The sequence below is a fragment of the Paraburkholderia sp. EG286B genome (assembly GCF_040965655.1).
Lineage (GTDB): Bacteria > Pseudomonadota > Gammaproteobacteria > Burkholderiales > Burkholderiaceae > Paraburkholderia.
Genome location: NZ_JBFRCF010000001.1, coordinates 164,427 through 184,136, shown reverse-complemented (window position 1 = coordinate 184,136; position 19,710 = coordinate 164,427). Strand labels below are relative to the sequence as shown.

Below are 19,710 nucleotides of genomic sequence, written 5' to 3'. Positions count from 1 at the left end.
GGCGCCAATAACGGAGCCGACTGTGACCCACCCCACTCTCCACCTCTACGCCGACGCCCAGTACGCCAGTCCCTACGCGGTGTCCGTCTTCGTCGCGCTGCACGAGAAGGCGCTCGCGTTCGAGCTTTCAACCGTCGATCTCGGCAAGAGCGAAAACCAGCAGCCGGAATTCGCGGCGATCTCGCTCACGCGGCGCGTGCCGACCCTGATCCACGACGGCTTCGCGCTCTCGGAGTCCTCGGCGATCACGGAGTATCTGGACGAAGCCTTCCCCGGCGTGGCGCTCTATCCGGCGGATCGCCAGCAGCGCGCCCGCGCGCGCCAGGTGCAGGCGTGGCTGCGCAGCGATCTCATGCCGATTCGCCAGGAGCGCTCGACCGAAGTCGTGTTTTACGGCCCGACCCCGGTGCCGCTTTCCGGCGCGGCGCAACTCGCGGCAGAGAAGCTCTTTGCGATGGCCGAAGCGCTGCTCGCGCAAGGCGAAAAGCATCTTTTCGGCGAGTGGTCCATCGCCGACGTGGACCTGGCGCTGATGCTGAACCGTCTGGTGCTGAACGGCGATCCGGTGCCGCATCGGCTGGCGCAGTACGCCCTGGCTCAGTGGCAGAGGTCTTCCGTGCAGCGCTGGCTCACGCTCGAGCGGCCGCCGCTCTGAGGCTGCGTCGTCGCGGCCGCATCTGTGAATGTAAGCGCCCGCCTTCGAGAATCAACTCGTCGACTTCAGGCGGCGTGCCAGGTCGGCGACGCGTTGCCCGAGATGCGCTGCCGTTTGCAGGTCGCTCGCAATCGGTGAGATCTCGGGCGAGACGTCGTCGGACTGTGCCATGGCGCCGAGCCAGCCGCCCAGGCGGTTCATGTCGTTTTCTCCGCGGCCCGGGAGCATATCGACACCGACCCAGATCATTCCGTGCTGGGCAGCGAACATTGCCAAAGCAATCAGCGTGTTCAGCTTGTCGCCGCTTTGTGCGCCGGAGTTCGTGAAGCCTGCGGAGATTTTGTTGCGCCAGGCCATCGGCAACCATGCGGGACGGGTGCTTGCTTCCATGAACTTCTTGAGTCGTGAGCTCAGGGTCCCGTTGTACGTTGGCGACCCGAAAATGATGGCATCACTCGCTGCCAAAACGTCCCAGGGAGCAGCGCCGTCCGCCACGGCGATGAGGTTTGCTTCAGCCCCCGGCACGCGCTGGACGCCCTGTGCCACTGCCTCAGCTTGCTTTGCGGTGTGGCCATATCCGCTGTCATAGACGATGGAGATCATCATGGTCGTGCCATTCCTTTAGTTTGTCGGTCCGGAAAATTGTGGCCGTTCGCACGCGTAGCCGGAAGTTGGGGCGGGGTTGAACTTCCCTAAACTTAAGGTTGATAATGTCCCGACCTTTTTCCGGTAGCGGAGTCGATGGATTCGTCCCAGCGAGTGCGTGCAATACTGTCCTTCGTTCATGCTGCAGACGCGGGGAGCTTCTCCGCCGCAGGACGAAATCTCGGCATTACGTCTGCAGCAGTCAGCAAGAACGTCGCAAGTCTTGAGAAAGCACTGGGCGTACGACTGATGAATCGTACGACGCGTGTTCTCCAGCTTACCGATGAGGGCGATGCCTTCTTGCACCGGGCCCGTGTCGCTCTCGATGCGCTCGATGTCGCTGTCGACGCCGTTGCGGTGCGACGCGAGGGGCCAAGCGGGAGGATTCGCATCTCGACAAGTTCGGCGTTCGGCCGGGATCACCTCATGCCCGCGTTGCCTGGCCTGGTAGCGCTTTATCCGGAGTTGTCGGTGGAAGTCGATTTCGACGACCGGGTTGTCGACTTCGTTCGAGACGGCTATGACATTGCTATTCGGGGTGGGGCCATTCCGAATTCAAATCTCGTATCCAAGCCGGTATTCCGAATGAGCCTGGCTCTGGTGGCCTCACCGGAATACCTTGCGCGTAGAGGCGTGCCCGGTTCGTCCGAGGACCTGATGAAGCATAAGCTCATTGCGCGGCGCTTTCTGGGCGGCAAGATGTCGACTTGGGGATTTCGCGGAGACGATGGCAGCGTTATTTCGCTGGACCCGTCAGCATCTGCCGTCTTGATCCTGTCGGCTCCCGAGGCGGTACTCCAGGCGGCGCTTGCGGGGGTAGGCATTGGGCAGGTGGGTTTGCATCTGGCATGGAAACATTTGCAGTCAGGGGCGTTGAAGCTGGTCTTGCACGAAGTCCATCACACCGGCTCGTACGAGATGGTGATGCAATATCCGCACAGGGCATTGATCGCGCCTCGCGTCCGGGCAACGCTCGATTACCTGTCTGACGCATTCGCCGCCGACCCCGCCTTGCATCTCCCCGTCGAGTCGTTGGATGCGTTTGCGGCGTCAAGGCAAGTTTCAACCTGAGGTTGAAACACCAACGACCTGAACGCCCGATTGCCTGCCGGTCTCATCGCAGATAATGGAATCCCGGTCCATGCCCACAAGCGCGCCGTCCATGCTTCCAGTGCAAGGCCCTGATTTGATTGCAAGCGGCTGAGTCGCGTTTTTCGGCGAGGACCTTTTCACGGTCCAGGAAGAGAATCATGGCAGCTAGTGTTTCGTTTGATGATGTCACTGCAGTTGCGCCTGCACTCAACGCTCATACGCGCTCTCGTATCGTTGAGGACCTCTGGAAACGCCCCGGACTTTCGCCACGCGATCGTAGCCTTGTCACACTAGCTGCGTTGATTGCGCGCAGCCAGGCGGTAGGCTACCCGCACTACGTCGAATTGGCTCTTGAGAATGGCGTTACACCGCGCGAACTCTCAGAACTCGTCACGCATCTGGCGTACTACGCGGGCTGGCCGAATGCGCTCTCCGTAGTCCCAGTGATCCGTGAGTGTTTCTTGCGGCACGGCGTCGACACTGCGGCCGTCCCGCTGGCAGATCCCAAACTCTTGCCGCTTGATGAAGTCGGCGAGTCACAGCGTGCCGAGCGGGTGTCCGAGCTTTTTGGCGATCTTTTTCCAGGCGTGGTGCAGTACACCACCGACGCGCTGTTTCGTGATCTCTGGTTGCGCCCGGATCTCGCGCCGCGTGACCGAAGTCTCGTAACGGTCAGCGCGCTGATCGCGCTTGGCCATGTGGCGCAGTTGCCATATCACCTCAACCGCGCAATGGACGCAGGGCTGTCTCAGTTGGAATCTGCCGAAGTCGTGACGCAACTGGCGTTCTACTCGGGTTGGCCTTGTGCATTTGCGGCGATGCCTGTGATTAAAGAGGTGCTGGAAAAGCGGGTGAAGCCGGGTTGATGCTGTGGGAGCCGCGTTGAGCAAACGGGGCCGATGACTTGAGATCTCGATCGACTGACCTCAGCCCGCCTCGACATCCGTGTGATATCGCACCGTCGCGGCGGGTGCTTCGCCGCGCAACGCGTCGACGATGAACGGTTCGCCGCACCCTCAGAAAATCGAGCGGCCGGTGCGCGTCGTCAACCACTCCAGCGCCAGCGAGCCGACCAGCGAATTGCCCGTGGCGTCGAGGCCCGGCGACCACACGCACACCGCGAATTCGCCGGGCAGCACCGCGATGATCCCGCCGCCCACACCGCTCTTCGCAGGCAAGCCCACGCGGTACACGAAGTCGCCAGCCGCGTCGTAGGTGCCGCAGGTCAGCATCAGCGCAGAAAGGCGCTTGGCCGAGCTCGCGTCGAGCACGGGTTCGCCGCTCGCGGGCGAAACGCCGCCGTTGGCCAGAAAGAGCGCCGCGCGCGCGAGTTCCACGCAGCTCATCGAGATCGCGCACTGGCGGCAATACGCGTCGATCACGGTATCGGCGGGCATCTCCAGATTGCCGAAGCTCGCGATGAAATGCGCCATCGCACGGTTGCGCTCGGCGTGCGCGAGTTCCGACTGCGCGACGCGCAGGTCGTAGCCGATGCCGGGCTCGCCCGCAAGCCGCCGCATGAAATCGACGAGCGCGGTTTCCGCCTGCACGAAGCGGCGGCACAGCACGTCGGTCACGACCAGCGCGCCCGCGTTGATGAACGGGTTGCGCGGCTTGCCCGCCTCGAATTCGAGCTGCACGAGTGAGTTGAATGCCGTGCCCGACGGCTCGCGGCCCACGCGCTGCCAGAGTGCGTCGCCGAGCAGCTGGAACGCGAGTGTGCAGGCAAACAGCTTCGAAATGCTCTGGATGGAAAAGCGCACATCGGCGTCGCCGGTGCGGTACACCTGGCCGTCCACCGTGACGATGGCCATGCCGAAGTGATCGGCGCGCACCGTGGCGAGTTCAGGGATGTAGTCGGCCACGCGGCCCGTGCCGATATACGGCTGCAGGTCGCGATGGATGGCGTCGAGGATGGGCGTGTAGTCGAACGTGTGAGTCATGGGAGGGAGCCAGGCAATCGCGGCGGAGCGCCCGTCGCGGTCCCGCGATTGTAGCGGCTTGCGCTTACCGCCACGGCTTCATTGCGCGCCCCGAGTCGACCTCGCGCGTCAATGCGCTCCCGCCGCGCCGCCGCCTCCGCCGCCCTTCGTCGACTTCGTGATCCAGATGAGCGGAATGATCACGAGAAAGATGATCGCCGAGATATGGAAAATGTCGTTCAGCCCCATCATGGCGGCCTGCGTGGTGAGCTGAAAGTCGAATAGCGCGCGCGCGGAGGGCTCGCTCAAATTCAGCACCTTCTGGGTCTGGTCCATCGCCTGCACGAAGGTCGGGTTGTTGACGGAGGCCTGCTCCGTGAGCCGCGCGTGATGCAGGATCGTGCGGTTGTTCCAGGCGTTGGTCGCGATCGAGGTGCCCACCGCGCCGCAGAACACGCGCACGAAGTTCGAGAGGCCCGCCGCCGCCGGCACGCGGCTCGGCGGCTGCCCCGCGAGAATGATCGCCGTGAGCGGCACGAAGAAGAGCGCCATCGGGATGCCCTGCAGCAGCGTGGGCAGCACGAGATGGAAGGTGTCGATTTCGATCACGTACAGCGAACGCATGTAGAACACCCCCGCGAACATCACGAACGCGATCGTCGCGATGATGCGCGCGTCGGAGCGCGGCAACAGGCGCCCCACGACCGGAGACAGGATCACCGCGAACACGCCGAGCGGCGCGGTCACGAGGCCTGCGTCCACGGAGCGATAGTTGAGGTACTCCTGCATCCATTGCGGCAGCAGCACCAGATTGCCGAAGAACACCGCGTACGCCACTGAGATCGCAATCGTGCCGCCGAGGAAGTTACGTTGTCCGAACAAACGCAAATCGACGATCGGGTGCTCCTCGGTCAGCTCCCACACGAGGAAAAACGCAAAACTGATGAGCGCGAGGATGCCGAGCGTCACGATCACCGGCGAATTGAACCAGTCGAGGTCCTTGCCCTTGTCGAGCATGATCTGCAGCGAAGCAACCCAGGTGATGAGCAGACCGAGGCCCACGACGTCGATAGGCGGCTTGCGCGTGGGTGACTCGCGGTTGCGATAGATCGTCCACGTGACGAAGCCCGCGAAGAGGCCCACCGGAATGTTGATGTAAAAGATCCACGACCAGTTGTAGCTATCGGTGATCCAGCCGCCGAGCGCCGGTCCCGCGATCGGGCCGACGGTCGTGGTCATCGCCCAGAAGGCGAGCGCTGTGGACGATTTGTCTTTCGGCCAGGATCCGAGCAGCACGGCCTGGGAAAGCGGAATGAGCGGGCCGGCCACGGCGCCTTGCAGCACGCGCGCGACGAGCAGGAATGGCAGGGTCGGCGCGATGCCGCACAGCCACGACGCCAGCACGAACGAGAGGATCGAGGTGACGAACAGGCGGACCTGGCCGAAACGTTGCGTGAGCCAGCCGGTCAGCGGAATGGAAACGGCGTTGGCCGCCGCGAACACGGTGATGACCCATGTGCCTTCGTCGACGGACACGCCCATGTCGCCGGAGATGGTCGGAATGGCGACGTTGGCGATCGACGTGTCGAGCACGTTCATGAAGGTCGCGAGCGAGACCGCGATGGTGCCGAGGACCAGGCTGCCTCCCTGGAGCGGGGGCGGTGGCGCGGGCGGCGCCGATGATGCGGCGGGCTGGTTCAAGCGTGTTCTCCGCGGATTCGGTTTGCGGCACAGGATACCTGTAATCGCCCTTCGCCATCGCCGGCCGCGGAGCATCCCCATGCGGTGCAGGGTCATGGGGCTTGCGAATGGCTTTCGCGCGATCGTGCTGCGGTTGCGGCTTTATGTAATGCCGGGAAATGGAGTCTTTCGTACACGCGCGGCGTGGCGAGCGTATCCTTGCGCCTGCCGCGCGCCGCGCAAAAAGCGTGCGCTGGACACACAATACGATCGTCAGTACAGGGGAGGTCCGACCATGAGCTGGGAAGCATTCGAAGGGGGCTGGCGTCTGGCGCCGGCCGATGGCGCCGCGCACGCGCTCGTCGTGCTGCTGCACGGAGTAGGCAGCAACGCACAGGACCTCACGCCGCTCGCCGACGTATGGCGCGATGCGCTGCCGGGCGTCGCGTTCACGTCGCTCGACGGCAGCGAGCCGTTCGACGGCGGCTTTGGCGGACGCCAGTGGTTCAGCCTGCGCGACATCAGCGAAACCAATCGCGAGGCGCGTGTCGTCGTCGCCTCGCAGGTGTTCGAGCGGCGGCTCGCCGCCGAACTCGCCCACTGGGGGCTCGGCCACGACGCGCTCGCGCTGGTGGGCTTCTCGCAAGGCTCGATCATGTCGCTCTACCACGTGGCCACGCAGACGGCGGGCGCGGCGGCCGTGGTCGCCTATGCGGGCCGGCTCGTCACGCCCGTCATCGCGAAAAGCCGCACGGTGCTCACGCTCGTGCACGGCGAGGACGACGAAGTGATTCCGGCGAGCGAACTGGAGCGCGCCGCCGCCGCGTTCAGCGACGCGGGCTTCGCGGTCACCGCGTTCGCGCTGCCGGGCGTTGGCCACACGATCACGCCGCAAGGCGTCATGCTCGGGCGCGACGCCCTGGTGCGCGCGCTCGCGCGCGGCTAACCGCGTCCGATCCGATTGCTGGCGGGGACGAGGTCGGTCCCCGTTAATCAGCGTGAATCGGCCGCGATCCGGTGCCATCAGCGGGCTAAATCGGTACAAATTGGCAGTCGCACAAGCCCGCAGTGTCGTATTTCGGCCATATTTTCCGGATAGGCTATGCAGTTGTTTTTCGACCGGCTAAAGTTCGCGCCGGTCGCGGCCGTTATTACGGGGAGTCGCCGCGACCCTGTGGGCCGCGTAGGCCCGTTCCGCCCGGCGCGCGGCTGGTTCGCGCTGCCTGGACGAGGCCGCCATCGGGAATGCCATCCGGCGGCGCGTCGTCTGCCGGGTCGCCAAAAAGAACCGAACTTCAGACCAATATGGCCCGAGCCAAGCCGCAATCCATTTTTTCCAAAAGGCTGTTCCGCCAGGACGTGGCGCTCGATCTCGGTACGGCCAACACGCTCATCTACACCGCCGACAAGGGCATCGTGCTGAACCAGCCCTCCGTGGTCTGCTTCGAGCGGCGCGCGGGTGCGAACGAGACGACGGTGGCCGCCGTGGGCCGCGAGGCGAAGGATCTGCTCGGCCGCGCGCCGGCCAATATGGAGACGGTGCGGCCGCTCTCGCACGGCGTGATCGCCAATTTTTCCGCTGCCGAACACATGATGCGCCGCTTCGTGGCGATGGCGCAGCCGCGCCGTCTGCTCGGCCGCCGTGCGGCATTCACGGTGTGCGTGCCGGCGGGCGCGACGCGCGTCGAACTCCGCGCGATTCGCGAGGCGGCCTTCGCGGCGGGCGCTGCGAGCGTGAACCTGATCGGCGAGTCGCTGGCTTCGGCGCTCGGTGCGGGTCTGCCGGTGCACGCGGCGACGGGCTCGATGGTCGTGGATATCGGCGGCGGCACGACGGAAGTGGGCATCGTCGCGCTGGGCGGCGTGGCGTGCAGCGGCTCGGTGCGCGTGGGCGGCGACCAGTTCGACCGCGCCATCGTCGACCATGTGCGTACGCTCTATGGCGTCGTGCTGGGAGACCAGACCGCCGAACACGTGAAAAAGACGATTGGCTGCGCGCTCTACGGCGAACCCATCGAACGCATCCGCGCGACCGGGCGCAGCATGGAAGACGGTCTGCCGCGCACGGTCGAGATCACGAGCCACGACGTGGTGGACGCGCTGGCCGCGCCGTTGCGCGTGGTGATCAACGCGGTACGGCAGGTGCTCGAGACGGCGCCCGCCGAACTCGTCACCGATATCGCCGATAGCGGCATCGTGCTCACGGGCGGCGGCTCGCTGCTCGGCAGGCTCGACCAGTGCCTCGCCGCCGAACTTGGCGTGACCGTGCGGGTGGCCGACGAGCCGCTCACCTGCGCGGTGCGCGGTGCGGGCGCGGCGGCCTCGCTCATGAGCGAGCACGCTTTCGAAATGGTCGAATAACGGCGCAAGCCGGCGCACGAGGCAACGGCGCTTCTCCGGGGCGCCGGCGTGCCCGGTGTTCGCGCCGCGGGCGTGGGACAATACGCCACTTTGCCGGCGTGCGCCGCGATGGACTGCCCGTAGGCCGTTTTGTCCTTTCAATGTGCCGCTGTCCCGTTGTCTCCACCTCGTCCAGCCGTGAATCCAGCCGCTTTTCCGGCCCCCGGTACGTTCATCGAACTGCCCGGCGGCCTGCCCATGCCCTATGTCGAACGGGGCGAGGGCGAACTCCTTCTCTTCGTGCACGGCTCGCTTTGCGATTACCGCTACTGGCAGCCGCAGCTGGCCGGCCTCGCGCAACAATATCGCTGTGTATCGGTGAGTCTCACGCACTACTGGCCCGCCGCGGACGCTGCGCGCGGCCTGCCATTCAGCTGGCGGCAGCATGCGGATGAACTCGCGGCGTTCATCGAAGCCCTGGGCGCCGGCCCGGCGCATGTGATCGGGCATTCGCGCGGCGGCCTCGTGTCGTTCCAGTTCGCGCGGCGCCATCCGCAGCACGTGCGCACGCTCACGCTCGCCGATCCTGGCGGGCCGGTCCAGCAGCCGGGCCAGACGCTCGCTACGCTCCCCGAGAACGTCAATGCGCTGCGCGCCCGCGCCGTGGCGCTGATCGAGTCGGGCCAGGTGGACGCGGGGCTGGAGTTGTTCGTCGATTCGGTGAGCCGGCCCGGCTTCTGGGCGAAGAGCACACATGGGTTTCGCCGCATGGCCACCGACAACGCACACACGCTTGGGCCGCAGTTTCAGGATCCGCTGCCTGCGTACTCGCGCGAGCAGGCCGCCGAGGTGCAATGCCCCGTGCTGCTGATCGACGGCGAGCTGAGTCCGGAGGTGTTTCACCGGGCCGTGGCCGCGCTCGATGCCTGGCTGCCCGATGCGCGCCGCGCAAGTGTGGCGGGCGCATCGCATGGGATGAATCTGGCGCGGCCCGCCGCGTTCAACGAGTTGATCGATCGCTTCGTGAGCGGCCACGGGCGCTGACGCGCGCAGATTCACGCGATGCGAAAAAGGGGCGGCCACGCGATGCGGCCGCCCCTTTTCGTTGCTGCGAGAAATACCGTAGTCCGAAGGACTCTCGCTTAGTCTCGGCCGTGCGCGTGGGCGTCGAGCGTGTGCTCGGCAGCCTCGCCGACGAGGCCCGCGTAATAGAGGTGCACACCGATCGCGAGCGAATCGTTGCGGATTTCGTGGAAGGCCTTCCATGCCTTCACCGGATCCTTGAACACGAGATAGTGCGCTTCCTGCGAAACGAGGCGGGCGACCTGGTGCAGGCCGTGGCCGTTGAGCGCGTCCACGAGGTGATCGAGGCTGCGATGCGTGCGCGCGTCGGTGCGCGGATACAGCATGTGCAGCACGGCCACGCGTTCGCTGGCAAGCGCAGCGGACAGTGCGACCACGATGTCCTGGTGATTGAGTGCCGTGACAACGGCGCCCTCTGCTTGTTCGTCTTCTGCGAACAGGGTGTCGACCGAGATGTTCATCTGTTGCTTCCTTACGTTTTGCTTTAAGCGCGTGTGGCGGTGAAAACGGCCGCCCGTGAGATCAGGCTGGATTACAAAATGCAAGTAATGGAAAACCCTTGCATGTCAAGCAGTATCGCAAAGATGGGGTGCGACATGTTGCGCTGCAAGAGCAAAATATTGTTGCAGGAATCGGCGTTAAGGAAGCCGCAAGCCTGGCAGTGTTGCGAGCTTGAAGAGGGATTGTTGCTGGCTGTGCTATCAATCGATGCTGCACCGCGCCGTAGAATGCGGCAAGCGGTCGCAGCGATGCCGGCCTTTCCGGCGGCTGCGTCCTGTTGCGCGAGGTTTTGCGCGAAGTATTGCGATGTGACAGCAATTCAAGGACAGAAAATGATCGACTCGAAGACACACGCCACGCTCACGATCCCCGGCCACGCTGAAGGCGTGCAGTTGCCGGTCTACAAGGGCACCCAGGGCCCGGACGTGATCGACATCCGTAAGCTGTACGGCCAGACCGGCATGTTCACGTATGACCCGGGCTTCATGTCCACGGCGTCGTGCAACTCGGCGATCACGTATATCGACGGCGACAAGGGCGAGCTGCTCTACCGCGGCTACCCGATCGACAACCTCGCGCAAAACGCCGACTTCCTCGAAAGCTGCTACCTCCTGCTCAAGGGCGAGCTGCCCACGCAGCAACAGAAGGACGAATTCGTGGCCTCGGTGACGAACCACACGATGGTTCACGAGCAGATGCACTTCTTTTTCCGGGGGTTCCGCCGTGACGCACATCCGATGGCGATTCTGGTGGCGGCGGTCGGCGCGCTGTCCGCGTTCTATCACGACTCGCTCGACATCAACAACGAGAAGCATCGCGAGGTGTCGGCGATCCGTATGATCGCGAAGCTGCCGACGCTCGTCGCCATGGCGTACAAGTATTCGATCGGCCAGCCGTTCGTGTATCCGCAGAACGACCTGTCGTACAGCGCGAACTTCATGCGCATGATGTTCTCCGCGCCGAGCGAAGAGTACAAGGTCAACGACGTGCTCGTGCGCGCGCTCGACCGCATTCTCATCCTGCACGCCGACCACGAGCAGAACGCTTCGACGTCTACTGTGCGTCTGGCCGGTTCGTCGGGTGCGAATCCGTTCGCGTGTATCGCGGCCGGTATCGCCTGCCTGTGGGGCCCGGCGCACGGCGGCGCGAACGAAGCCGCGCTGAACATGCTCGAAGAAATCGGCTCGGTCGATAACATCCCGAAGTTCATCGAACAGGTGAAGGACAAGAACTCGGGCGTGAAGCTGATGGGCTTCGGCCACCGCGTGTACAAGAACTACGACCCGCGTGCGAAGCTCATGCGCGAAACGTGCTACGAAGTGCTCAACGAACTGGGCCTGCACGACGATCCTTTGTTCAAGCTCGCCATGCAGCTCGAAAAGATCGCGCTGGAAGACGAATACTTCGTGTCGCGCAAGCTGTACCCGAACGTCGACTTCTACTCGGGTATCGTGCAGCGCGCGCTGGGCATCCCGACCTCGATGTTCACCTGCATCTTCGCGATGGCGCGTACGGTGGGCTGGATCGCGCAGTGGAACGAGATGATCGCCGACCCCGAGCAGAAGATCGGCCGTCCGCGCCAGCTCTTCATCGGCGAAACGCCGCGCGTCGCGAAGCCGATTTCGCAACGCTGATCCTCGAGCCGCGCGCCGCTTCCGGCGCGCGAGCGCATTGCCTCCACGGGCGCCCGCACGTTACGTCGTGCCGGCGCCCGCAATTTTTTCCGCGCACGATCCTTGCTCTCGCCGCGATTTGCCACCGATTTTCGCGCGTATCTTTCGCCCGTTCTTCGCGCATTCGCCCAACGCGTGCGCCGAAGCCACTACAATCAACCGCAAGCGAACCGTACCGTAACCCTTTGCATGGGACCCAGGAGGCACGCAATGCAGGATCCTGAAACACTCGGCGGCGTCACGCGCTCAAGCGGCGTGGATCATCCCGACCAGGACACGCGAGAAACCGACGGCGCGTTCATCGCGCCCGAAACACCCGAGGTCGCAAGCGCCGACCAGCATGTGCTGAAGTCGGGCGGCACCTTCATCGTCAACGATCCGCTCGGCGACATCACCGGCATCGACGACGGCCTGTTCGTCAACGACACGCGCGTGCTCTCGTCGCTGCGCCTCACTTTCGGTGGGCGCGTGCCCTCGCTGCTCTCGGGCAGCGTGAGCAGCGACAACGCCGTGTTCACGGCCCACCTGACCAATCGTCCGCTGCCGCCGCTCGGCGGCACGACCACGCCCGAGGGCGTGATTCACGTGCAGCGCGAGCGCGTGCTCTCCGGCACGATGATGACCGAGGCCATCGAACTCACGAACTACGGCACCGAAGACGCCGTGGTGCCGCTTTCCATCTCGTTCGCGAGCGACTTCCGCGACATGTTCGAAGTACGCGGCCTGAAGCGCGAAAAACGCGGCACGCTCATGCCGCCGCGAGTCGAAGACGGCGAAGTCCGGCTCGAATACGTCGGCCTCGACAAGGTCGCGCGGCGCGTGCGTATCGAGTTCTCGCCCACGCCGAACAAACTCCTCGCCGATCGCGCCGACTTCACGGTCGATCTGCCCGCGCAGGCCTGCGTCTCGATCTATCTCACGGTGGCGATCGAAGTCGAGGCCATGCCCGGCGCCGCGCCCGGCACGCAGAGCGCGGGCATCTTCCAGCCGCCGCATTGCCTCGCGGACTCGCAGGAGCAGCGCGTGGGCCGCGCCGCCCAGCGCGCCGCGCTGGTCGACTCGCATATCGTGATGCGCGAACGCCGCCGCGCGGCGGCGCACTTGCGTTCGAGCAATCCGCTCTTCAATGCGTGGATCAACCGCTCGATCGCCGACCTCGGTCTCTTGACGACCGACCTGCCGACCGGCCCGTATCCGTATGCGGGCATTCCGTGGTTCTCCACGCCGTTCGGCCGCGACGCGGTCATCACCTCGCTGCAGACGCTGTGGCTCACGCCCGCGCTCGCGCAGGGCGTGCTGCGTTTTCTCGCGGAACATCAGGCGCGTGAGGATTCGGCGTTCCGCGACGCGGCGGTCGGCAAGATCATGCACGAAATGCGCAAGAGCGAGATGGCCGCCACGGGTGAAGTCCCGTTCGCGCTCTACTACGGCGGGGTGGACACCACACCGCTGTTCGTCGTGCTGGCGGGCGCTTATGTCGAACGCACGGGCGACACCTCGCTGATCGACGAGTTGTGGCCGGCGCTGGAGCGCGCGGCGGCCTGGGTCGCAGGTGTATGCGACCGCAACAAACTCGGTCTGCTCGACTACCGGCGCGAATCGGAAGGCGGGCTTGCGAACCAGGGCTGGAAGGACAGCCACGACTCCGTCTTCCACGCGGACGGCCGTTTCCCCGATGGACCGATCGCGCTAGTCGAAGTGCAGGCGTACGCGAGCGCGGCGTTCGAGACGATGTCGCGTTTCGCCACGCATCGCGGCCAGGTCGAAGACGCGGCGCGCTACGCCGCGCGCGCCGCCAAAATCCGCCGCTGCGTGGAAGAGAAGTTCTGGATGCCGGAGTCGGAGTTCTACGGCATCGCGCTCGATGGCCACGGCGATTTGTGCCGCGTGCTCGCGTCGAACGCGGGACATCTGCTCGCCTTCGGGCTGCCCGAGGAGGCGCGCGGCCGCGCCGTGGCGGAAGTGCTCGAATCGGCGCTGTTTCACACGGGCTGGGGCGTGCGTACGCTCGCGGCGGGCCAGGCGCGCTTCAACCCCATGGCCTACCACAACGGCTCGGTCTGGCCGCACGACAACGCGCTGTGCGCACGCGGTCTCGCGCGCTATGGCCGCAAGGCGGCAGCGGTGCGCCTCCTGCAGGCGCTGTTCGAGGCCGCGGTGACGTTCGACATGCGTCTGCCCGAACTGTTCTGCGGGTTCCCGCGCCGGCGCGGCGAGCCGCCCACGGCGTATCCGGTGGCCTGCCTGCCGCAAGCCTGGGCTGCGGGTTCGCCGTTCATGATGCTCGAAGCGTGTCTTGGCGTGACGATCGACGCGGCGCGCAACGAGGTGCGGGTCGAGCAGCCCATGCTGCCCGAAGGCATCGACTGGCTCGAAGTGGGCGATCTGCGCGTGGGCAAGCATACGGTGACGCTCATGTTCCGCCGTGTGGACGGCAAGGTCGTGGCATCGGCCGATCGCAGCGACGTGAAGGTCGTGGCGTTGCTGTGAATCTGGGCGCGGGCTTGCAAAGCCCGCGCGCCTATTTCTGCGCTGATTACGAAGCGGCGCGCTGCAGCGTGAACTGCGGCGCGACGTAACCCGTCTCGACGCCCATCGTGTTGACGATGCGCGGGGCGTCGAATTTCGTTAGTTGTGCCAGCTGTTCCGGCGTGCCGATGCCCAGTTGCCTGAGCACTTCCACGACGGTGGCATGGAGCGCGGTCGGATCGCCGTCTTCGATCTTCACCGCGATACCCAATGCCGGGCCGCCCGTATGCGGCGCGGTCGCCGCGCTTGCACGCACGCCAATCGCATAGCTGCCCGCCGCGCCGAGCTTGCCGACGAGCGCGCCTTCGAACGCGCGCATGAGCGCCGTGCAGAAGCGGCCTTCGCCCGCCACGAGTTCCGGATACGACGTCATCGCGCGATAGATGTGGGCGAGCGCCTGCGAGCGCGCGTCGGCCGCGGCCGAGCCCGCTGAGGCCGCTGAGCCCGGGAAGCCCGCGCGGTCCTGTGCATCGGCGAGCTTCACGAACAGGCGGGCGAGCCGGTCGAGCGGAAAGGCCGGCGTGGGCAGATTGCAGCCGTCGATACCCCACTCGACGCCCGTCTCGGGAAGATCGCACACATCGGCCACGACCTGCTTCACATGTTGCTGCAAGGGGTGCGAAGGCAGATGGTAATCGGCCAGCGCCGCGCCGATCGCGCGCGCGCCCGCAAGCATGCCCGCGTGCTTGCCCGAGCAGTTGCTGCACACGGCGCCCGGCGTGAAGTCGCGCTTGATCCACGCCTTGTAGACGGCGTCGGAGATCGGCACATGGCCGCCGCAACGCAGGTCCGATTCCGTGGCGGACACCTTGGCGAGCATCGCGCGCGTCCGCTCGATATGGCGGTCCTCGCTGCTATGCGAGGCGCACATGAGCGCGAGATCGGCGTCGTCGAAGCCAAAGCGTTCGAGCGCGCCGGTTTCGGCCACGGCGAGCGCCTGCGCGGGCTTGGCCGCCGAGCGCACGAGCGTTATGCGATGCGGGTCGCCCAATGCGTAGAGCAGGCGGCCCTGGGTGTCGACCACGGCAATGTGGGCGATATGCGTGGTTTCGATGACACCGCCGCGCAGGACTTTCACGGCGGATTGGGGGGCGCTCGTCGTCATGGTGCTCTGCCTTGGTTCCCGGATGGGACCGCGCTGCGCGGTCGATGCGCGATTCTATGCCGCGCGTGCGGGTCAGCGCATTTGCCGGGCTACGCGGCACGCCGCGAGATCCCACGCACCGCTGCCAACCGTCTTCAGGAGCACAGGACTGCCGTCCTGTGCCGCGCCGTTTGCCACAGCGGAGCCGATCGTGCGCACGTTCGCCCAGTCGACGCCGGCCTGCAGCAGGTCGCCGGCTTCTTCGCGCGCGGCGGCGAGATCGTCGACGAAGACGCGGCTCGCCCGCACCGTTTCCTGGCCGATTTCGGCCGCGTCGGGCGTGAAGGCGCCCACGCCGATCACGAGCCGGTCTTTGCGTGCCGCTTCGTCGTACACGGGCGTCTTGCTCGTCGTCGCGGCGATCACCACGTCGGCTGCTTGCGGGACTCCGCTATGCGCGGGCGTTACGTCCACGCCGGACTGCGCGAAATGGGCGCGGAATGCCGCTTCGGACGCTTCGGTCCGGCCTTTCACGTAGAGCGTCGCCGCCGGATAGAGCTGGCCGATTGCCTCGGCATGAAAACGCGCCTGCTGTCCGGTGCCGATCACCAGAAACGCGCGCGGCGCGCCGGGGTGAAAGAGGCGCACGCCCAGCATGGAGAGCGCCGCGGTGCGCCGCCCGGTCACGGTCGGGCCGTCGAGGATGAACTCCGGCTGCCCCGTCGCGCCATTGCACGCCGTCACCGCGCCGAAGATGGTCGGCAGGCCGAGCGCCGCGTTGGCGGGGCACACGCTCACGAGCTTGTGGATGGCGATGTCGTCGGCGCTGGCGGGCATCGAGAGCATGACGCCGTTGCCCTTGAGCGGCACGCCCGTGCGCACGGGCGCGTGCATGCGGCCCGCGTCGTGGTCCTGCGCGGCCGTGGCGAGGGCGTCGACCAGCACGCCGAAGTCGAGCAGGCGCGCCGTGGCGGTTGCGTCGTAAATCGCGATGGGCTCCATCGAATCTTCTCTCCTGATGAATGATGCGTAGGTGGGGCGGCGTGCGTTCCGGCCGCCGGCCTCAAAAGCGGTCGATGCGAAACGGCGCGAGATCGACGGCGGGGGTCTCGTGCGCCATCAATTGTGCGACGAGTTCGCCGCTGAGCGGCCCGAGCGTGAGGCCCAGATGCTGATGGCCGGTCGCGACGAACACGTTCCGTGCGCCGCGCATCTCGCCGATCATCGGCAGATAGTCGGGCAGCGTGGGGCGCTCGCCGTACCAGCGGCTCGCGACCTGCGCCGCCCGCGCGCCGGGAAAGAGCGTCTGGAACTGCGTGGCGAGCATGTCGGCGCGGCGCCAGTCGGGTGCGCCGCGCGCGCCGAGTTCGACGGTGCCGGCAAGCCGGATGCCTTGCGCCATCGGGTTGCAGGTGAAGCCGCGCTCGACGAAGCTCACGGGCACGCGCAGCGTGTCCTGCGAGGGCGCGTCGAGCTGGACGTGATAGCCACGCTCGTTGGTCAGCGGAATCCTCGCGCCGAGCTGCTGCGCGAGCTCGGCGCTCCGCGAGCCAGCCGCGATCAGTACCTTGGCAACTGGGTGCGTCGCGCCGTTCAGCGTGACGTCGATACGGCCGTCGGGCAGGGCGCGCAAGGCATCGACGGCCGCGCTCGTGAATCTCGCGCCCGCTGCGAGCGCGGCCCCGAAAATGCGCTCGACGACCTGCTGCGGATGCGTGACCGAAGCCATGCCGGGAAAGTAGCGCGCATGGCTGATATGCGGCGTGAGCGACGGCAGATAGTCGCGCCGCACCTGCTCCGCCGTGAGATTTTCGTAGCGCACACCGTGCCGGTCGAGCAGATCGAGTTGCGCGCGTTCCGTTGCGTGCGCAACGGGTTGTTCGAACACGTAGAGCGAGCCGACGTCGCGAAAGAGGTCGACGGCGATGTGCTGATCCAGCAGACGACGCCAGGCTTGCGCCGCACCGGTCACGAGGCTCGCGAGCGCACGCGTATTGCGCCGGAAGCGCGGGCGCTGCGCCTGCGCGGCGAACTCCAGCACCCACGGCGCCATGCGCGGCAGGCTGCGCTTGTGCAGGCGCAGCGGGCTGTCGCGGCGCAGCAGCATGCGGGGCAGGCCGGCCATCGTCTCGGGGCTCGCGAGCGGCGCGACATGATCGACCGCGATCAGGCCCGCGTTGCCGAACGAGCAGCCCGAACCGGGCGGGCCGCTGTCGACGATATGCACGCGCATGCCGCGCTGCGCCAGGTTGAGCGCGGCGCTGGCCCCGATGATGCCCGCACCGATGACGACGACGTCTTCCATGTCAGTCTCGCGACGAAGAAGTGATTTCGTCCGATGCTAACCCAACTATTTCCTATAGGAAACTTTTTTCTGATTGTGCATCTCGCGTGTTCGACCTGCCGATCAGCCTTGCGCTTGTGAAGCGTTGTAGGCGCTCGCCTGCTCGAGCAGCCACGCGCGGAACAGTTCCAGTGGCTTGCCGTGGCTGAGTTCGGTGGGATAGACGAAGTAGTAGCCGCCATCGGCAATCGCCGGGGCTTCGAACGGCATGACGACGCCGAACCGCTCGAGCTGGCCTTCGACGAAGAACTTCGGCACGAGCGCCACGCCGAGGCCGGCGGCGGCCGCGGCGATCAGCATGGTGTGCAGTTCGTAGCGCACGCCGTGCATGGTGGCGTTGTCTTCCACGCCGAGGTCGGAGAACCAGCGCGTCCATGCGTCGGGGCGCGTGGTGGAGTGCAGCAGCGGGTAGGCGAGCAGTTCATGCGCCTTCTTGACGGGGCGCGCGAGCAGCGACGGCGAACAGACGGGCACCACTTCCTCGCCGAACAGAAAGTCGGACGACGTGCCGGGCCAGGTCGGCTTGCCGTAGTGGATTGCGGCTTCGAAATGCGATTCCTCGAACGAAAACGTCTCGGTGCGCACGCCCATGTTCACGCGCACGTCGGGCGTGCGGTCGTAGAAGTCCTTGAGGCGCGGAATCAGCCACTCGGACGCGAAGGTCGGCAGCACCGCGAGTTCCAGATAACCGCCGCCGCTGCCGTGCGCGATGATGGAGAGCGTATCGCGATCGAGGTTTTCGAGCGCACGGCGCACCTGGGTGCTATAGAGCCGGCCCGCGCGTGTGAGCACGACCCGCTGTTTGGCGCGCACGAAGAGGCGCACGCCGAGATTCGATTCGAGCGTAGCGATCTGGCGCGAGACCGCGCTTTCGGTGAGAAACAGCTCCTTGGCGGCGTGAGTGAAGCTCTCGTGCCGCGCCGCGGCTTCGAAGGCCGTCAGCGCGCCGATGTTCGGGATCTTGAACTTGCGCATGGTGATTCCAGAAACTCATCAAGTGACAATTTAATCTCGCTTTACGCGGCGCGCAACCATTTGAATAATGCGTTTTACGTATAGTTGGCCGAAACCGATGGCCAGAGGCCCGTTTGATGACCGCTGCCACGCGGTCGTTTCCTGTGAGATTGGTGATGCGCAATTCGAACGTAGAACGCTTGTTGTCCGCACTGCTGGGCCGCGAGAAAACTGAAACCCTCTTTGCAACGCTGAACTTTCCGTCGACGCTCGCCGACTGGGAAAGCGGCACCGTCACGCGCGCCGAACTCGCCCAGGCGATGAACATGGCGCTGTTCGAAGACCTGCTCGAGCGCTCGCCCAACGGCCGCACGTACACGAACGACACGGTGGCGCAGGGCGGCGCGGTGTACTTCGACCATGGCGCGCTGCGCACGGTGCGCTGGGCGCAGAGCGGTGCGCTGCCGCCCGGCGAAGCGGCGTTCACGCGCATCCTGCGTCCGCTCGGCTTTCGCCTGAATGGCCGCTATCCGCTGGACAAGCTCGGCATGACGGGACGCGCCTACGCCCACGAAGACGCGCCCGACGAGATCGCGCAGTTCTTCGTGAGCGAGCTGCACCCCGAGCGCTTTTCGGCGGCGTTCCAGCAAGCTGTGACGAACGTGGTGGGGGCGTCGAAAGACCCGCTTACGCCGCTGGCCATGGCGCAGCTCTCCGAACTCGAACGCGACGGCTCGCTGCCGCTCGACGCGGCGCTGCAGCTGCTGCCCGTGATCGTCGGGGCGTTCGCGCGACAGCACGAAGTGCCGTCTATTTCGGACTACGAGACATTGCTGCGGGAATCGGCGGAAATGGCGTGGATCGCAACGGAAGGCAATGCCTTCAATCACGCGACCGACCGTGTGGAAGACGTATTCAAGCTTTCGGACGACGAGAAAGCCAAGGGGCGCCCGATGAAGCCCAGCGTCGAGACCTCGCGCTCGGGCCGTGTGTTTCAGACGGCGTATCGCGCCGACACCGTGCAGCGCGAGTTCCGCGCGGCGGACGGCGAGCGCGTGACGCGCGAGGTGCCGGGCTCGTTCTACGAGTTCATCACGCGCAAGCGCACGTTCGATCAGGCCACGCGGCGCTGGCAGACCGATTTGCGCTTCGATGCGGGCAACGCCACGGGCATCTTCAAGATGACCGCGAACGCCGCATAAGCTTGA

General features: G+C 65.7%; 17 protein-coding genes. 9 read left to right on the top strand and 8 right to left on the bottom strand.

Annotation, left to right across the window (positions count from 1 at the left end; genetic code table 11):
- Positions 1-22: 22 nt before the first annotated feature.
- Positions 23-655 (top strand): glutathione transferase, encoded by a 633-nt coding sequence (gene yfcF, locus AB4Y42_RS00815; RefSeq protein ID WP_368693099.1) that lies wholly within the window; start codon positions 23-25, stop codon positions 653-655.
- A gap of 51 nt (positions 656-706) precedes the next feature.
- On the opposite strand, the gene AB4Y42_RS00810 is transcribed toward yfcF, so the two are convergent.
- The gene (locus tag AB4Y42_RS00810) at positions 707-1,261 is read right to left on the bottom strand and encodes a flavodoxin family protein (protein WP_368693098.1); all 555 of its coding nucleotides are present in this window, start codon (positions 1,259-1,261) and stop codon (positions 707-709) included.
- A gap of 135 nt (positions 1,262-1,396) precedes the next feature.
- Between AB4Y42_RS00810 and AB4Y42_RS00805 the strand changes: the two genes are divergently transcribed.
- Together AB4Y42_RS00805 and AB4Y42_RS00800 are read left to right on the top strand one after the other, a co-directional pair.
- On the top strand, positions 1,397-2,371 hold the full coding sequence (locus AB4Y42_RS00805) for a LysR family transcriptional regulator (RefSeq protein ID WP_368693097.1): 975 nt from the start codon (positions 1,397-1,399) through the stop codon (positions 2,369-2,371).
- A 179-nt stretch (positions 2,372-2,550) separates the two neighbouring features.
- Positions 2,551-3,258, top strand: coding sequence for a carboxymuconolactone decarboxylase family protein (locus AB4Y42_RS00800; RefSeq protein WP_368693096.1), 708 nt, complete (start codon positions 2,551-2,553; stop codon positions 3,256-3,258).
- A 150-nt stretch (positions 3,259-3,408) separates the two neighbouring features.
- On the opposite strand, the gene AB4Y42_RS00795 is transcribed toward AB4Y42_RS00800, so the two are convergent.
- The gene (locus AB4Y42_RS00795) at positions 3,409-4,335 is read right to left on the bottom strand and encodes a glutaminase (RefSeq protein ID WP_368693095.1); all 927 of its coding nucleotides are present in this window, start codon (positions 4,333-4,335) and stop codon (positions 3,409-3,411) included.
- A 108-nt stretch (positions 4,336-4,443) separates the two neighbouring features.
- Entirely contained in the window at positions 4,444-6,015 is a 1,572-nt protein-coding gene (locus AB4Y42_RS00790) for a DHA2 family efflux MFS transporter permease subunit (protein WP_368693094.1), read from the bottom strand.
- 274 nt (positions 6,016-6,289) lie between these two features.
- Here AB4Y42_RS00790 and AB4Y42_RS00785 point away from each other — a divergent pair, with 274 nt between their 5' ends.
- The 3 genes from AB4Y42_RS00785 (at position 6,290) to AB4Y42_RS00775 (ending at position 9,378) form a co-directional block, all read left to right on the top strand.
- Complete coding sequence (locus AB4Y42_RS00785) at positions 6,290-6,940, top strand: alpha/beta hydrolase (protein ID WP_368693093.1); 651 nt, start codon at positions 6,290-6,292, stop codon at positions 6,938-6,940.
- Between the two features lie 359 nt (positions 6,941-7,299).
- Positions 7,300-8,355, top strand: a complete 1,056-nt coding sequence (locus AB4Y42_RS00780) for a rod shape-determining protein (protein ID WP_368688349.1) — start codon at positions 7,300-7,302, stop codon at positions 8,353-8,355.
- 237 nt (positions 8,356-8,592) lie between these two features.
- Positions 8,593-9,378, top strand: coding sequence for an alpha/beta fold hydrolase (locus AB4Y42_RS00775; RefSeq protein ID WP_368688423.1), 786 nt, complete (start codon positions 8,593-8,595; stop codon positions 9,376-9,378).
- Between the two features lie 98 nt (positions 9,379-9,476).
- Here AB4Y42_RS00775 and AB4Y42_RS00770 read toward each other — a convergent pair whose 3' ends face one another.
- A complete protein-coding gene (locus AB4Y42_RS00770) occupies positions 9,477-9,878 on the bottom strand; it encodes a hypothetical protein (RefSeq protein ID WP_368688350.1) in 402 nt (133 codons plus the stop codon).
- A 372-nt stretch (positions 9,879-10,250) separates the two neighbouring features.
- On the opposite strand from AB4Y42_RS00770, the gene gltA reads away from it, so the two are divergent.
- Together gltA and AB4Y42_RS00760 are read left to right on the top strand one after the other, a co-directional pair.
- Positions 10,251-11,552, top strand: a complete 1,302-nt coding sequence (gene gltA / locus AB4Y42_RS00765; protein ID WP_368688351.1) for a citrate synthase — start codon at positions 10,251-10,253, stop codon at positions 11,550-11,552.
- Positions 11,553-11,801: 249 nt separating this feature from the next.
- Positions 11,802-14,081, top strand: coding sequence for a glycogen debranching N-terminal domain-containing protein (locus tag AB4Y42_RS00760; RefSeq protein WP_368693092.1), 2,280 nt, complete (start codon positions 11,802-11,804; stop codon positions 14,079-14,081).
- A 46-nt stretch (positions 14,082-14,127) separates the two neighbouring features.
- Here the strand turns inward: AB4Y42_RS00760 and AB4Y42_RS00755 are convergent, their stop codons facing one another.
- The 4 genes from AB4Y42_RS00755 to AB4Y42_RS00740 all read right to left on the bottom strand — a co-directional run bounded on the left by AB4Y42_RS00755 (position 14,128) and on the right by AB4Y42_RS00740 (position 18,523).
- Positions 14,128-15,225, bottom strand: coding sequence for an asparaginase (locus tag AB4Y42_RS00755; protein ID WP_368693091.1), 1,098 nt, complete (start codon positions 15,223-15,225; stop codon positions 14,128-14,130).
- Positions 15,226-15,297: 72 nt separating this feature from the next.
- Entirely contained in the window at positions 15,298-16,206 is a 909-nt protein-coding gene (lhpI, locus tag AB4Y42_RS00750; protein WP_368693090.1) for a bifunctional Delta(1)-pyrroline-2-carboxylate/Delta(1)-piperideine-2-carboxylate reductase, read from the bottom strand.
- A 61-nt stretch (positions 16,207-16,267) separates the two neighbouring features.
- Positions 16,268-17,509, bottom strand: a complete 1,242-nt coding sequence (locus AB4Y42_RS00745) for an NAD(P)/FAD-dependent oxidoreductase (protein WP_368693089.1) — start codon at positions 17,507-17,509, stop codon at positions 16,268-16,270.
- A 102-nt stretch (positions 17,510-17,611) separates the two neighbouring features.
- On the bottom strand, positions 17,612-18,523 hold the full coding sequence (locus AB4Y42_RS00740; protein ID WP_368693088.1) for a LysR family transcriptional regulator: 912 nt from the start codon (positions 18,521-18,523) through the stop codon (positions 17,612-17,614).
- 155 nt (positions 18,524-18,678) lie between these two features.
- Here AB4Y42_RS00740 and AB4Y42_RS00735 point away from each other — a divergent pair, with 155 nt between their 5' ends.
- On the top strand, positions 18,679-19,704 hold the full coding sequence (locus tag AB4Y42_RS00735) for a DUF1338 domain-containing protein (RefSeq protein ID WP_368688357.1): 1,026 nt from the start codon (positions 18,679-18,681) through the stop codon (positions 19,702-19,704).
- Positions 19,705-19,710: the final 6 nt, after the last annotated feature.